The 13,771-nt window shown below is 72.4% G+C and carries 8 protein-coding genes; 5 read left to right on the top strand and 3 right to left on the bottom strand.

Annotation, left to right across the window (positions count from 1 at the left end; genetic code table 11):
- Nucleotides 1–31 precede the first annotated feature (31 nt).
- The gene (locus tag ACFZBB_RS07910) at nucleotides 32–1,654 is read right to left on the bottom strand and encodes an XRE family transcriptional regulator (protein ID WP_391118932.1); all 1,623 of its coding nucleotides are present in this window, start codon (nucleotides 1,652–1,654) and stop codon (nucleotides 32–34) included.
- Between the two features lie 264 nt (nucleotides 1,655–1,918).
- On the opposite strand from ACFZBB_RS07910, the gene ACFZBB_RS07915 reads away from it, so the two are divergent.
- The 4 genes from ACFZBB_RS07915 (at nucleotide 1,919) to ACFZBB_RS07930 (ending at nucleotide 8,838) form a co-directional block, all read left to right on the top strand.
- Nucleotides 1,919–3,154, top strand: a complete 1,236-nt coding sequence (locus tag ACFZBB_RS07915) for a hypothetical protein (RefSeq protein ID WP_391118934.1) — start codon at nucleotides 1,919–1,921, stop codon at nucleotides 3,152–3,154.
- Between the two features lie 108 nt (nucleotides 3,155–3,262).
- Nucleotides 3,263–4,162 carry an acyl-ACP desaturase gene (locus ACFZBB_RS07920; protein ID WP_391118936.1) on the top strand — a complete coding sequence of 300 codons (900 nt, stop codon included), beginning with the start codon at nucleotides 3,263–3,265 and terminating at the stop codon, nucleotides 4,160–4,162.
- Nucleotides 4,159–5,010, top strand: coding sequence for an alpha/beta fold hydrolase (locus ACFZBB_RS07925; RefSeq protein WP_391118938.1), 852 nt, complete (start codon nucleotides 4,159–4,161; stop codon nucleotides 5,008–5,010). The genes ACFZBB_RS07920 and ACFZBB_RS07925 overlap by 4 nt, the downstream gene beginning before the upstream one ends.
- A gap of 279 nt (nucleotides 5,011–5,289) precedes the next feature.
- Nucleotides 5,290–8,838, top strand: coding sequence for a discoidin domain-containing protein (locus ACFZBB_RS07930; protein WP_391118940.1), 3,549 nt, complete (start codon nucleotides 5,290–5,292; stop codon nucleotides 8,836–8,838).
- Between the two features lie 89 nt (nucleotides 8,839–8,927).
- Here ACFZBB_RS07930 and ACFZBB_RS07935 read toward each other — a convergent pair whose 3' ends face one another.
- On the bottom strand, nucleotides 8,928–10,382 hold the full coding sequence (locus ACFZBB_RS07935; RefSeq protein WP_391118943.1) for a SpoIIE family protein phosphatase: 1,455 nt from the start codon (nucleotides 10,380–10,382) through the stop codon (nucleotides 8,928–8,930).
- Nucleotides 10,383–10,662: 280 nt separating this feature from the next.
- Between ACFZBB_RS07935 and ACFZBB_RS07940 the strand changes: the two genes are divergently transcribed.
- The gene (locus ACFZBB_RS07940; protein WP_391118945.1) at nucleotides 10,663–11,862 is read left to right on the top strand and encodes a cytochrome P450; all 1,200 of its coding nucleotides are present in this window, start codon (nucleotides 10,663–10,665) and stop codon (nucleotides 11,860–11,862) included.
- 36 nt (nucleotides 11,863–11,898) lie between these two features.
- On the opposite strand, the gene ACFZBB_RS07945 is transcribed toward ACFZBB_RS07940, so the two are convergent.
- Entirely contained in the window at nucleotides 11,899–13,689 is a 1,791-nt protein-coding gene (locus ACFZBB_RS07945; protein ID WP_391119293.1) for an ABC transporter transmembrane domain-containing protein, read from the bottom strand.
- Nucleotides 13,690–13,771: the final 82 nt, after the last annotated feature.

The raw sequence follows: 13,771 nt of genomic DNA on the forward strand, positions 1-13,771 counted from the left end.
TCCCGGGTGCGGCCGTCCGTCACGGCGGCGGTCACGCCCGCTTCGCGGCGCCGCCGGCCCTGACCCGCGACGGCAGCCGCAGCCACCAGGACGCCGCGGCGCGGGTCTTGGAGGGGATGCGCAGGTCGCCGGAGACCCGCCGCAGGAGATCGGTCTCACCGCTGATGCCGAGCCCGTAGACGGCGGCGGAGGCCGCGCGCCCACCGGCCGGGCGGGAGGCGCCGCCGTCGGCGGGGGTCAGCGCCAGCGCGTTCTCCCAGAAGGACCGCGGGCTGGCCCCGCCCATGTGCGCGAGCGCCGACGTGGCGGCCCTGACCACCGCCTCCGGCAGGGTGGGAGCGAGCGCCAGCCGCTGGACCAGCGGCCGTTCCGCCGTACCCCCGACGATCCGCAGGGCTTCGAGCAGCCGCCCGGCGAGCGTGACGTCGCGGGCGACGGCCAGCCGGGACAGTTCGTACGACATCGCGGCGGCCACCGGGGCCCGGTAGGGGGTGGCCGCGACCATCATGGCCGCGTACAGGCGCATGTCGAAGACCGGATGCAGCAGCATCTCGCGGACCAGCAGGGGCAGCAGCGGGTCCGTGAAGCGCGGGATCTCGCGGGAGACGGCCGACAGGGCGGAGGCGGTGACGCGGGCGGCGATGTCGGAGCCGTACCGCTCTCCGGCACCGGTACGGGTACGGGCCGGGAGCGACGGCAGCGCGCCGTCCAGCATGCGCGACACGACGGCGGCGAGCGCGCGTTCCTCCGCCTGGCGCCCGTCGGCGTCGTACGCCACCTGCTTGACCAGCCGGGCGAGCGCGGCCGACTGCGGCCGGTCGAAGTGCTGGAGCCGGACCTTGCGGACGCAGGCCAGCAGCGCGCCGAGGAAGGCGCTGTCGTTGGTGGGCCTGGCCAGTTGGGCGAGCACGCCCGAGGCCGCGTCCGGGTGCGCGCTGGAGTCCAGCAGGCAGACCGGTTCGAGGAAGACCTGGTTGTGGGCGTCCGCCGCCCAGGCGATGCACGCCGATACCGCCGCGACCTGCCCCGAGGGGTGGCCGAGCACCCGGTTCAGCGCCTCGTGCCGCTGCTGCCAGGCCAGGCCGTCGGAGACCAGCGACTCGGTGAGCAGGCGTTCGGCCAGGGCCGTCCAGTCCCGTGAGCGCAGCCGCAGTTGGGGGTGGAGGACGAGCAGCACGGTCAGCTCGTCCCATTCGGCGCCGGTGACCGGCGCGTCGTCCAGGGCGCGGTCCAGGAGCGTGTCGACCCGCCGTTCCGCCGCGCCGAGATCGCCCGGCGCGCGGGCCAGCAGCGGTACGGCTCCGGCGGACGGGGCCGCGTACCGGTGGAGGATGTCGATGGTGGCGGTCAACTGGCCCGGCGGCAGGCCGAGTAACTGCTCGTAGCGGCGGACCGCGGAATGGCCGACCCTCGTCACGCCGGTCTCCCAGCGGGAAATGGAGCTGACGCTCACCTGCGCGGGCCAGGAGCCGCCGTGGAAGGAGCGGGCGAAGGAGTCGCCCTTCGCCCAGCGCGGTTCTCGGCCGTAGAGCCGGTTGACCCGCAGCAGCCACGCGGCGCGGTCCTGGGGCGTCGGCAGCGGGGCACGCGCGGGGACGGCCGACCGCCGCCGTCCGATCGATCCGTACGGCCGCCCACGCGTGCTCTTCGCCATCGCCACCCCGGTGATCCCTACGCGTCCCGAATTTATTGCAGTGCCCCCCGGCCCGCGCAACGCGCAGTCACATTAGACCCGGCCGACCGTACTGTCGCCATAATCCGGCCAGTCGCGGGAGGGCGAGTCGGATCGCCGGGGCGCACAAAGGGGGCGCGCGCCCGGAACACGCTGTGCGCACAGCGCCTCACCCGACAATTCGGCACGGAATTTCGCACAGGAACACGCAACAAGCGCCACGCACCACCCGAGACAGGGACGCCCATGGCTACCAGCCAGGCTCTTGCCGGAAAGACATTCGACATCTTCACCGCGGAACCCATTCTGCTGTCACGGATCAACGCGAGCCCTCGCCGATGGCTCTGGCTCTGCGGAATTCCCGTGGTGACCATCGTCCTGCTCTTCGAGTTCTCCGGTCTGTACGGCGCGGTGACCATGCCGCACCTGGGCGGGCAGCTCTGTTCCGACCTGGCCCAATTCCTCAGGTTCGACCGGCCGGACTGCCGACGGCACGCGTCGGCGGGAAATCAGTTTCCGCTCCTGCGTGACCTGCTCTCGCTGAGCGCGATCGTCATCCTGCTGATCACCCCGGCCCTCGTCCAGCGGCAGTGGTCCGCCTTTGAGAACCTGCTGCCGGGAATGGAACGCGACGGATCGCTCACCGTCCCGGCGAACGCCGCCGCGCGAGCGCGGATCCACGCCGAGATCGACCGGACCAATCTGCGATTTCGCCGAATAAGGAATCTGGCGCCGATCATGATCGTCGGTTCGTTCGTCTGCGTCTTCGTCATCTCGCTCAGCGAGAAACGCCTGGGCATCTACTACGCGCTGGCGCCCGCCGGACAGGCGCACGCCTGGGGCACGGCCGCGTACGCCAACTGGTGGGCGAGCTGGCAGACGTCGCCGGTCGGCGCCATCGTCTACCTCACGGTGGGCACCGCGGGCGTCTACTGGATCGCGGTCATGAACTGCGCGGGCAGCCGCGTGCTGCTGTGCCTGTGGCGGCTCCGCGGCGACCTGCACTACGGCGTCGACCCGACCAACGCCGACGGCAGTTTCGGCTGGGGTCGCGCCCGCGCCGTCCTGGTGCCGACCTACACCTCGATGGCCCTGCACGGCTTCGCCCTGATCGCGGTGGGCATCTCGCTGCCGTTCCCGTGCAGCGTCGTGGTGCTGATCCCGGTGGTCGGGCAGTGGCTGCTCGCGCTGCCCGTCTACACCGGGCTGCCGCTGCTGCTCACCCGGCGCTGGGTCCGGGGATTCAAGCGGCGGGAGGAGGCCCGGCTGCGGATCGCGCTGCGGCGGCTGGAGGCCGACCGCGCCGCTCTGCTGGCGGCGGGCCGCTACTTCACCGAATGCGAGGCCCTGAGCGGGCGCCTGGCCCGCGTCCGCGACATCCGGTCCTTTCCCTTCAACCGGCCGCGCGACATCGTGCTGGCCGCCGCAAATCTCCTCGCCACCGCCGGTGGCGTCTACTCCCTTTTCCTCGTCTGGTACTGACCGGGCGTCAGTTTTCGTCGGCCCGGCATCACTTGGCACCGGCCCGACGTCACTTCGCACGGACCCGGTGCCACCGAACAGCCCGCTCCACATCCGTCTGGGGGATTCATGCGCAAAGACCAGGAAAACCAGCTCCAGGAAGTCTTCGACACCTACGCGCTCACCTGGGGGCCGGTGCAATGGCGGTCGCGAGTCGCGGCCGTCCGCCGTACCGGGAACGACACCTTCGCCTCGATGCTGTACGCGCTCGCGGCCGTCGAGACCGATTCCGCGCTGATGCGCAGAAAGGTGCACGCGATCCGGGGCGACCGGGCGAACGCGCTCGCGCAGTTCAACATCCTGTGGCTGGCGGAGGAGGCCGAGCACGGTTATGCGCTGCGCGCCGCCGCTTCGGCGCTCGGGACTCCAAGGAAACCGTCGGTGGTGCGACGCAACACCCGTCACATCCGCGCACTGGTGACCTGGCCGACGCTGTACGCGGCCGGTCTGCTCATGCCGCACGTTCAGGCGATGTACTGCGTTCTGGGCGCGATGCAGGAGTACATCGCGCTGACGACCTACCGGCGGATCGGCGAATTGGTGGGAGATCCGGGACTCGACGATCTGCTGAAGGCGATCGCGCGCCAGGAGTCGCACCACATGAGGTTCTACCGCAACTGCGCGCTGATCCTGCTGGAGGAGCCGGGCGCGCGCAGGACCGCGCGGCTGACCATGTCCACGCTGTGGCGTCCGCCGGGCATCGACCTGCTCGGCGTCGGCCAGTGGCTCGACGTGTTCGGCCCGCTGCTGCGCGACCCGGTGTACGCCGACCGGCTCGCGCGGGCCGACGCCGTGCTCGGGGACCTGATCGAGGACCACTCGGTGACGCCGATGGCCTCCTTCCTCGCCAAGGCCGGACCCCGGCTGCACGCGGCGGCGGACACCGTCCCAGCGCCCGCCGGGAGCACCGCCGTCCGCCTGCCCCTCGTCGGGGCCGCCGACCGGTCCGTCGGCGGGCGGCGCCGATGAGGTCGTTCCGCTCCGGCGGCTGGGAGTTCCCGGTCGGCGACGCGGGGCCGCGCGACGGCGAGCCGGTGGTGCTGCTGCACGGCTTCCCCGCGGGCCCGGCGTGCTGGACGCGGGTCGCGCGGGCGTTGGGCGCGGCGGGTGTACGGACGCTCGCCCCGCTCCAGCGCGGGTACGCGCCCGGGGCCCGCCCGCGCCGGACGCGCGACTACCGGCTGCCGCTGCTGGTCGAGGACGTCCTCGGCCTGCTGGACGCGGCGGGCCTGGAGCGCGCGCATGTCGTCGGGCACGACTGGGGAGGGAGTGTGGCCTGGGCACTCGCCGAGCGGGCGCCGGACCGGGTCGCGTCACTGACCGCCGTGTCGATGCCGCACCCGGCCGCCCTGGGCCGGTCGCTGCTGACCAGTCATCAGGCCCTGCTCTCCTGGTATCTGCTCTTCTTCCAACTCCCCTGGCTGCCCGAGGCGGTGATCACCCACGACCGCGGGCACACCGGGGCGCGCTGGCTGCGCCGGCTCGGTCTGGAGGAGGCGACGGCCCTCGGGTACGCGCGGCGGTTCGTGACCGACCGCGCCGCGCTGACCGGAGCGCTCGGCTGGTACCGGGCGCTCCCCCGCGAGGCTTGCCGCGGGCTGCGGGCCGTGCCGGTGTCGGTTCCCACGCTGTTCGTGTGGGGTACGGCGGACGCCGTGATCAGCGCGCGGTCGGCGTGGCTGACCGAGCGCTGGGCGGCGGGGCCTTACGCCTTCCACCCGCTCGTCGGCGGCACGCACTGGCTGCCGGAGCAACATCCTGACCTGCTGGCCGAGTTGATCCTCGGGCAGCTCGCGAACCACCCCGCCGCCCGCTGAACCGGACCCGCCGCGATCCGGAAAACAGGCCGACTCCGACCCCAAAAACCGTTATCCATACGGGCGTTGGCTCCGGCGCTGTCACGGGGATTGACACTGTTCAGGCGTTGCAAGAGACTCCCACGGAGAGCGCTCTCCGCCGTCATCTCCGGCCATTGTGCGACGAGTCCGGAGCAATTCGCAGCCGCCACCGTGGATGCCGCCGCCTGCCGCCCGTCGCCCGTCCGGCGACGGCCTCCACGGTGATCAGAGTCATCACACCCCCACGTGGAGATGCACATGAGCCTCCTGTCCACATTCCTGAGGTCCGTCAGACGGCGCAGACCGCTGGTGGCCGTCGCCCTCGCGGCGGCCCTGGCGGCCGGCGGTGCCATCGGCACCACGACCGGCACCGCGCACGCGGCCGACACCCTGCTGTCCCAGGGCAAGACCGCCACCGCCTCCTCGACCGAGAACGCGGGCACCCCCGCCTCGGCCGCCGTCGACGGCGACGTCGGCACCCGCTGGTCCAGCGCGGCCGGTGACCCGCAGTGGCTCCAGGTCGACCTCGGCGCGTCCGCGACCATCAGCTCGGTCAGCCTCAACTGGGAGACCGCGTACGCCACGGCCTTCAAGATCCAGGTCTCCGACACCGGCACGACCTGGACCGACGCCTACTCGACCACGACGGGACCCGGCGGAAAGCAGACACTTTCCGTAAACGCTTCCGGGCGCTATGTCCGGATGTACGGCACCGCGCGCGCCACCGGATACGGCTACTCCCTCTGGGAGTTCCAGGTCTACGGCTCGACCGGGGCCGCGGGCGGCACCTGCGGCACCACCAACGCCGCGCTCAACCACCCGGCCACGGCGTCCTCCACGGAGAACGCGGGCACCCCCGCCTCCGCGGCCGTCGACGGCAACGCGGGCACCCGCTGGTCCAGCGCGGCCGGTGACCCGCAGTGGCTCCAGGTCGACCTCGGCTCCTCGCAGGCGGTCTGCAAGGTCGGTCTCACCTGGGAGGCGGCCTACGCGACCGCCTTCAAGATCCAGGTCTCGGACAACGGCACCACCTGGACCGACGTCTACTCCACCACCACCGGCGCCGGCGGCGCCCAGAACCTCACGGTCAGCGGCACCGGGCGCTACGTCCGGATGAACGGCACCGCGCGCGCCACCGGATACGGCTACTCCCTCTGGGAGTTCCAGGTCTACACCACCGGGGGCGGCGGGACCGGCGGCGGCACCGGGGGCACCACCACCCCGCCCACCAACGGCGGCGGCGGTGACTTCTCCGGCACGGTGATCTCCGCCTACAAGCAGGTGTCGGCCTCGTCGTACGAGGGCGGCAACGCCCCGGCCGCCGCTCTCGACGGCCGCACCACCACCCGCTGGTCCAGCCTCTCCACGGACAACGAGTGGATCCAGGTCGACCTCGGCAACATCGGCAAGATCAGCGGCATCGTGCTCAACTGGGAGTCGGCGTACGGCAAGGGCTACCACATCGACGTCTCGGACAACGGCACGGCGTGGACGCCGATCTACACCACGACCAACGGCCCCGGCGGCATCGAGCGGCTGCCCGTCACCGGCCAGGGCCGCTACGTCCGGCTGACCGGCACGGCCCGCGCCACCGGATACGGCTACTCGCTATGGGAGTTCCAGGTGTACGGCACGGTGGACAACTCCACCGCGGCCCCGCCGTTGCTCTCGGCGCCGACCAAGGCCCCGGCCACGCTCAACCAGTTCGCGCTGTCCGCACCGGCCGACAAGGCCATGGTCACCAACACCCGTCGTCCGGCGCTGAGCTGGGCGGCCGTCGGGGGCGCCGCGCACTACGAGGTGTGGGTCAACATCAGCCGCACCGACTACGACTTCACCGCGTCGGGCAACCTGCTCGACCTCTACACCAAGGTCGCCGAGCCCACCGGCACCACCTACACGCCGAGTTGGGACATCACCGACCGCTGGACGTACAAGTGGTTCGTCGTCTCGGTCAGCGGCTCGGGCGCGAAGACGACATCCAACATCCGCACGTTCAGCGTCTATCTGCCCGACGTCAAGCAGGCGGCCGACGGCATCAGCATCATCAACGGCGCGCGGGACCTCAACAAGGACGGCTCCATCGAGCCCTACGAGGACTGGCGGCTGCCGGTCGACACGCGGGTCGGTGATCTCCTCGGGCGGATGACGCTGGAGGAGAAGGCGTTCCAGATGTTCTACAACGTCCAGTCGTACCCGATGTCCGGCTGGCACTTCGGACCGGCGCAACCCGCCGACCTGGACAACGTCCTGAAGTCCACGGCGGCCACCCGGCTGGGCATCCCGCCGGTCTCGGCCGGTGACACCACCGCCGGTTACCAGACCACGTATCCGCTGCAGAGCACCCTGGCGGCGGGCAAGGACTATCCGCTCGACTACAAGCTCGGCGACATGCAGCGCAAGGAGGAGCTGGAGGTCGGCGCGCGCGGCACGCTGTCCCCGCTGGCCGAGGTCGGCACGAAGGTGCTGTACCCGCGGATCCAGGAGGGCGGCGGCGAGAACGCCGATGTGGCGGCGGCCCAACTGCGGGCGCTGGTGGCCGGTTTGCAGGGCGGCCCGGAGCTGAACCCCGGCTCGGTGCTCGCCACCGTCAAGCACTGGCCCGGTGAGGGCGCGGGCGGCGAGGCCGGCATCGTCTACGACGGGGTCACGATCAAGTACCACATGATCCCGTTCAAGGCCGCGATGGAGGCGGGCGCGGTCAACATCATGCCCGGCTACGCGGGCAGTTCGTATCTCGACCCGGGCGGTCCCGGCGCGGGCGACAGCGCGAAGATCCTCACCTACCTGCGGCAGAATCTCGGCTACACCGGTCTGATCACCACGGACTGGCTGCCGTCGACAGCCTGGATCAACGCGGCCAACGCGGGCTCCGACGTGATGGGCGGCGCCGATCCGGGCGCGGCCGACTTCACCATGGCGAGCTTCGAGAACAGCGTGCCGCTGGCCCGGATCAACGACGCGGTGACGCGGATCCTGAAGCTCAAGTTCGAGCTGGGCATCTTCGACCACCCGTACGGCGACCCGGTCAACGGCCCGTACCGCTTCCACCAGCCGAGTTACACGGCGCTGGCCAACCAGGCGTCGCGGGAGTCCAACACGCTGCTGAAGAACAACGGTGTGCTGCCGATCAGGCTCAACTCCGGTGACAACATCGTGGTCGCGGGTCCGCGGGCGACCGACGGCGCCGCGTGCTGCATCTGGTCCAGCTACTTCCACCCGGACTACGGCTCGCTGACCGTGCTCGACGCGATCAAGGCGAGAGCGGCGACGGCCGGTGTCAACGTCTACCAGGACACCGGACCGGCGCCGAAGCTCGCGGTCGTGGCGGTCGGCGAACCGTCGTACACCCACGCCACCTCGTGGCCCGACACCCAGCCGTATCTCCCGGCGGACCAGCTCGCCGTCATCCAGAATTTCAAGAACCAGGGAATTCCGGTGGTGGTCGTGCTGACCCTGCCCAGACCCATCGTCATGAGCGACTGGAACAACCTGGCCGACGCCATCGTGGTGACCTACCGCGGCGGTGAGGAGGTCGGACCGGCGACAGCCAGCCTGCTCTTCGGCGACTACACCCCGCGCGGCAAGCTGCCCTGGCAGCTGCCCAGAAGCCTCGACCAGGTGCTCAAGCCCGGTGGCGGCGACAATCAGGCGGACGCCAACGAGGCGTGGGACCTGCCCTACGACCTCGGCGCGACCGCGGCCGAGCGGGCCGACATCCGGGCGAAGATCGACGCCGGTCAGACGGTGCCGACGACGTACGGGAATCCGCTCTACCCCTACGGTGCCGGTCTGACGAGCTGGTAGACCGCACCCGTTGGTGAGATCGCAGCGCCCCTCGTCGGCTCCGGCCGACGAGGGGCGCTGCCCGTTCAAGGCCCCGCTCAAGGCCCCGCTCAGGGCCGGGCCGGGACGTGCTGCTCGACCCAGATCGTCTTGCCGTCCTCGCTGTAGCGCGTCCCCCAGCGGTCGGCGAGCTGCCCGATGAGGTAGAGGCCGCGCCCGCCCTCGTCCAGGAGTTGGGCGTGCCGCATGTGCGGCGAGGTGTCGCTGCCGTCGGAGACCTCGCAGATGAGCCCCGCGTCCCTGATCAGCCGGAGCGAGACCGGGCCGCGGGCGTGGGTGACGGCGTTGGTGAGCAGTTCGCTGACCACCAGTTCGGTGGCGAAGGCGTGGTCGGACAGGCCCCACTCCTCCAGCCGGGCCATGACCGCGGCGCGGGCGGCGGGGACGCTCTCGGGGAGCGCGGGGTACTCCCAGCTCGCGACGTGTCCGCCGTCCAGGGTCCTGGTGCGGGCCAGCAGCAGCGCCACATCGTCGTCGTGTTCCGCGGGCAGCCCCGACCAGACGCGGTCGCACAGCGCGTCGAGGCTGTCGGTGGCGGGCAGCAGGGCCCGCGCGAGGGCGGCGACGGCCGCGTCGGTGCCCTGGTGGCGCAGGTCGAGCAGGCCGTCGGTGTAGAGCGCTACGACCGTGCCCTCGTCGAGGGTGAGGGTGCTGCTCTCGAAGGGCGTGCCGCCGACTCCGAGCGGCGGATTCTCCGCGAGCCGCTGGAATTCCACCCGGCCGTCCGGGTGGACGAACGCGGGTGGGGTGTGGCCCGCACTGGCCACCGTGCACTGCCGCGAGATGGGGTCGTAGACCATGTACAGGCAGGTGGCGCCCAGCTCGCGGTCCGCGTCGTCGTCCGCGAGGCGTACCGCCAGGTCGTCCATGCGGGAGAGCAGTTCGTCGGGCGCGAGGTCGAGGTCGGCGAGGGTGTGCACGGCGGTACGCAGCCGCCCCATCATCGCCGCGGCGTGGATGCCGTGGCCCACCACGTCCCCCATGACGAGCGCGACCCGTGTGCCGGACAGCGGGATCACGTCGAACCAGTCGCCGCCGACGCCCGCCGCGGTGTCGGCGGGAACGTAGCGGTAGCTGGCGTCCACGGCGCTGTTGCGCGGCACCTTGTGCGGCAGCAGACCCTGCTGGAGCGCCAGGGCGATGTCGCGGCTGCGGGTGAGCTGCTGCGCCCTGACCCTGGCCTGGCTGATCAGGACGGCGACCACGGCGGAGGCGGCGAGGAACGCCAGCTTGACCAGCCACAGGTCGGTGCCCTCGGTCAGCCAGTGCCGCAGCGAGGCGTACATCGCGACGGTGAGGGCGCCGAGGACCGCGGTGACGGTGACCGAGTGCACCGCGGCGGCCAGAAAGGGCACGACCGCCAGCGCCAGCCCGAAGTGACCGTCGGGGGCGGTGCCGACGATGACGGAGCCCGCTCCGACCAGCACGGCGGAGGGCACGACACGCGCGACGCAACCCAGCAGGCGGCCGGATACGCCCGGCCCCCCGGCGTACACGACGTCCATTCCGGCCCACTTTCGCTTCGGCACGGCACTGTCCCGCAGCCCGAGCCCATGACAAAAGCCTACGTCACAGACGTATCCGGTGATCCTGGACAGCGGTGGGGCGGGAGGATAGGCGAGATACGGATGAGGCGCGCGCCGGGGCCAGGGGCGGGATCGCGCCGATCTCCCGGCGGGAAGCCTCGAACACGCGGTGCGACGGCCCGTGACGCCGTAACGTCCCCTCGGCACGCTGCCCAGCGTCCGGCCGGACTCCCGGCCGCTGCCCCCGGGGAGGACACGTATGACCACTGACGCCGTCGTCGATCTCGGCGCGCTCGGCGAGGAGTTCAGACGCGACCCGTATCCGGTCTACGCGGAGCTGCGCGCGCGGGGGCCGGTCCACCGGGTGGTGATCCCCGAGGGCCACGAGGCGTGGCTTGTCGTCGGGTACGAGGCGGGCCGCGCGCTCCTCAACGACGCCCGGCTGTCGAAGGTGTGGTCCAACGCGGCGCCCGAACTGGGCGTGCGGACGGTGGCGTCGGGCCTGTCCATGCTGAGTACCGATCCGCCGGTGCACAGCAGGCTGCGCAAGCTGGTGGCGCGGGAGTTCACCCCCCGCCGGGTGGACGCGATGGCGCCGCGGGTCCAGGCGCTCGCGGACGGCATGCTGGACGCGATGGCGAAGGAGCCCTCGCGCCGCGGCGACCTGGTGGAGTCGCTGGCCTTCCCGCTTCCGATCTCGGTCATCTGCGATCTGCTCGGCGTGCCCTTCATGGACCGCGAGCAGTTCAGGACCTGGTCGAACATCGCGCTGTCCACCTCGTCGGCGCGGGCCAGGGCGGACGCGGCGGACGCGATGAACGGCTTTCTCGTCCGCCTGGTCGCCGACAAGCGCGAGCGGCCGGGCGACGATCTGATGAGCGCCCTGATCCACACCGCGGACGAGGACGGCGACCGGCTCAACGCCGAGGAGCTGCTGGGCATGGCCTGGGTGCTGCTGGTCGCGGGCCACGAGACCACGGTCAACCTGATCTCCAACGGGGTCCTGGCCCTGCTCACCCACCCCGAGCAGCTCGCCGCGCTGCGCGCCGACCCGGAGGGTCTGATGGAGGGCGCGGTCGAGGAGATCCTGCGCTACGACGGCCCGGTGGAGACGCCCACCTACCGCTTCTCGACCGCTCCGGTCGAGGTGGGCGGCACGGTGATCCCCGGTGACGGGCGGCTGGTGCTGGTCGCGCTCGCCGACGCCGACCGCGACCCCGCGCGCTTCCCCGACCCCGACCGCTTCGACATCCGCCGCGACGCCCGGGGCCACATCGCCTTCGGGCACGGCATCCACTACTGCCTGGGCGCGCCGCTGGCCCGCCTGGAGGCCAGGATCGCGCTGCGCGGCCTGCTGGACCGCTTCCCCGGCCTGACGCTCGACGCGGACCCGGCCGGGCTCGAATGGCGCGGCGGCCTGCTCATCCGGGGTCCCGAGCGGCTGCCGGTGCGCTGGTGACTCCGTCCCCGTGGAGGGCCCGCCGGTGACGGCGGGCTACTCGCCGTGCCAGGAGTGCCACAGCGCCGCGTAGCCGCCACCGGCTGTGACCAGCTCGTCGTGGGTGCCCAGCTCGGTGACGACCCCGGCCTCCATGACGGCGACGCGGTCCGCGTCGTGGGCGGTCTGGAGCCGGTGGGCGATGGCGATGACGGTGCGGCCCTCCAGCACGGTCGCCAGCGCGCGTTCCGTGCTGCGGGCGGTGGCCGGGTCCAGCAGGGCGGTGGCCTCGTCCAGGATCACCGTGTGCGGGTCGGCGAGGATCACCCGGGCCAGCGAGAGCTGCTGCGCCCTGGCGCCGTCCAGGTGGCGGCCGTCGCCGCCCAGGCGGGTGTCGAGGCCGTGGGGCAGGTCGTCGGCCCAGCCGGTGTCGACCGCGTCCAGCGCGGCGCGCAGCTCCTGGTCGGTGGCGGCGGGCCGGGCGATCAGCAGATTGTCGCGCAGCGTGTCGCGGAAGACGTGGTGGTCCTGGGTGACCAGCACGATCTGGCGGCGCAGCCGGTCCGGCGGCAGGTCGGCGACCGGCACCCCGCCCACGGTGACCGAGCCCGCCCGCGGCCGGTCGATCCCGGCCAGCAGCCTGCCGAGCGTCGACTTCCCCGCGCCCGAGGGACCGACGACGGCCAGCCGCTCCCCCGGCCGCACGTCGAGGTCCACGCCGTGCAGGATGTCGCCGACGTGGTCGTAGGAGTAGCGGACGCCGCTGACCTCGATCCGGTCGTCGGCCGGCACCGCGTCGGCGTCGGTGCGCGTACGCGGCAGCATGTCCAGGCCCTCGACCCGCGCGTACGAGGCGCCGCTGCTCTGCAACAGCTCGACCCGCATCAAGATCGTGTCCAGCGGCCCGACGAGCTGCCGCAGGTAGACCGCGGAGGCGACGACCGTGCCGAGCGAGACACCGCCGTGGTCGTACAGCGCGCCGCCGACGAGCAGCACGCCGAGTACGGGCAGCGCGTACGAGATGTCGACGCTCGGGAAGTACACCGAGCGCAGCCACAGGGTGCCGAGGCGGGCGCGTCTGGCGCCGGCGATGGCCGCCTCCGCCGTGGCGATCCGCCGCTCCTGGAGGCCGAGGGCCTCGACCGTACGGGCGCCGCCCGCGGTCGCCGCGAGGACTTCGGCGAGTACGGAGTTGGCCGCGCCCTCGGCGAGGTACGCGGTCCGCGCGCGGCGCAGGTACCAGCGGGTGGCGACCGCGATCACCAGCAGGCAGGACAGCCCGCACAGGCCGAGCAGCGGGTCGAGCACGAGCACCGCGACGATGATGAACAGCGCCTGCATGGTGGCGATCAGCACGGTCGGCACGTCGCTGCGCAGCGTCGTCGCCACGACGTCGATGTCCGTGGTGCCGCGCGCCGCGAGGTCGCCGGTCGGTGCGTGTTCCACGACGGCGGCGGGCAGCGCGAGCGTACGGTCCACGAAGCGCTCGCGGATCCGCGCGGCGGCGCGCTCGCCGAACTGGGCCGCGAGGTTGAGCGCGTAGCGCGACAGCACCGTCTGGACGACCGTGGCGACCACGATGGCCACCGCCAGCCGGTCCACGGTGGACACCGCGGCGTGGCCGGTCGAGCCCCTGACCGTGTCCACGATCCTGCCCAGCAGCCATGGGCTGACGAGGCCGGCCGCGGCGGCCAGCGCGTTGAGGCCGAGGACCGCGGAGAACGCGCGCTTGTCGGCGGCGAGCTCACCGACGGCGGCGCGCCGCACCCGCTCCTGGTCGGCGACGGGGAGCGCGGCGGACAGGGCGGCGGGCGCCTGCCCGGCGGGCGGCTCCCCCGGCGCGGTCAGGACGTTGGTACCGGCCGCCGGGCGCGGGACAGGGACGCCGTCCCGCCGGGACGGCTCGGTGTCCGCCGCGGGCGGGTCGCTC

Origin of the sequence: Streptomyces sp. NPDC008139 (genome assembly GCF_042957025.1) — a bacterium.
GTDB lineage: Bacteria > Actinomycetota > Actinomycetes > Streptomycetales > Streptomycetaceae > Actinacidiphila.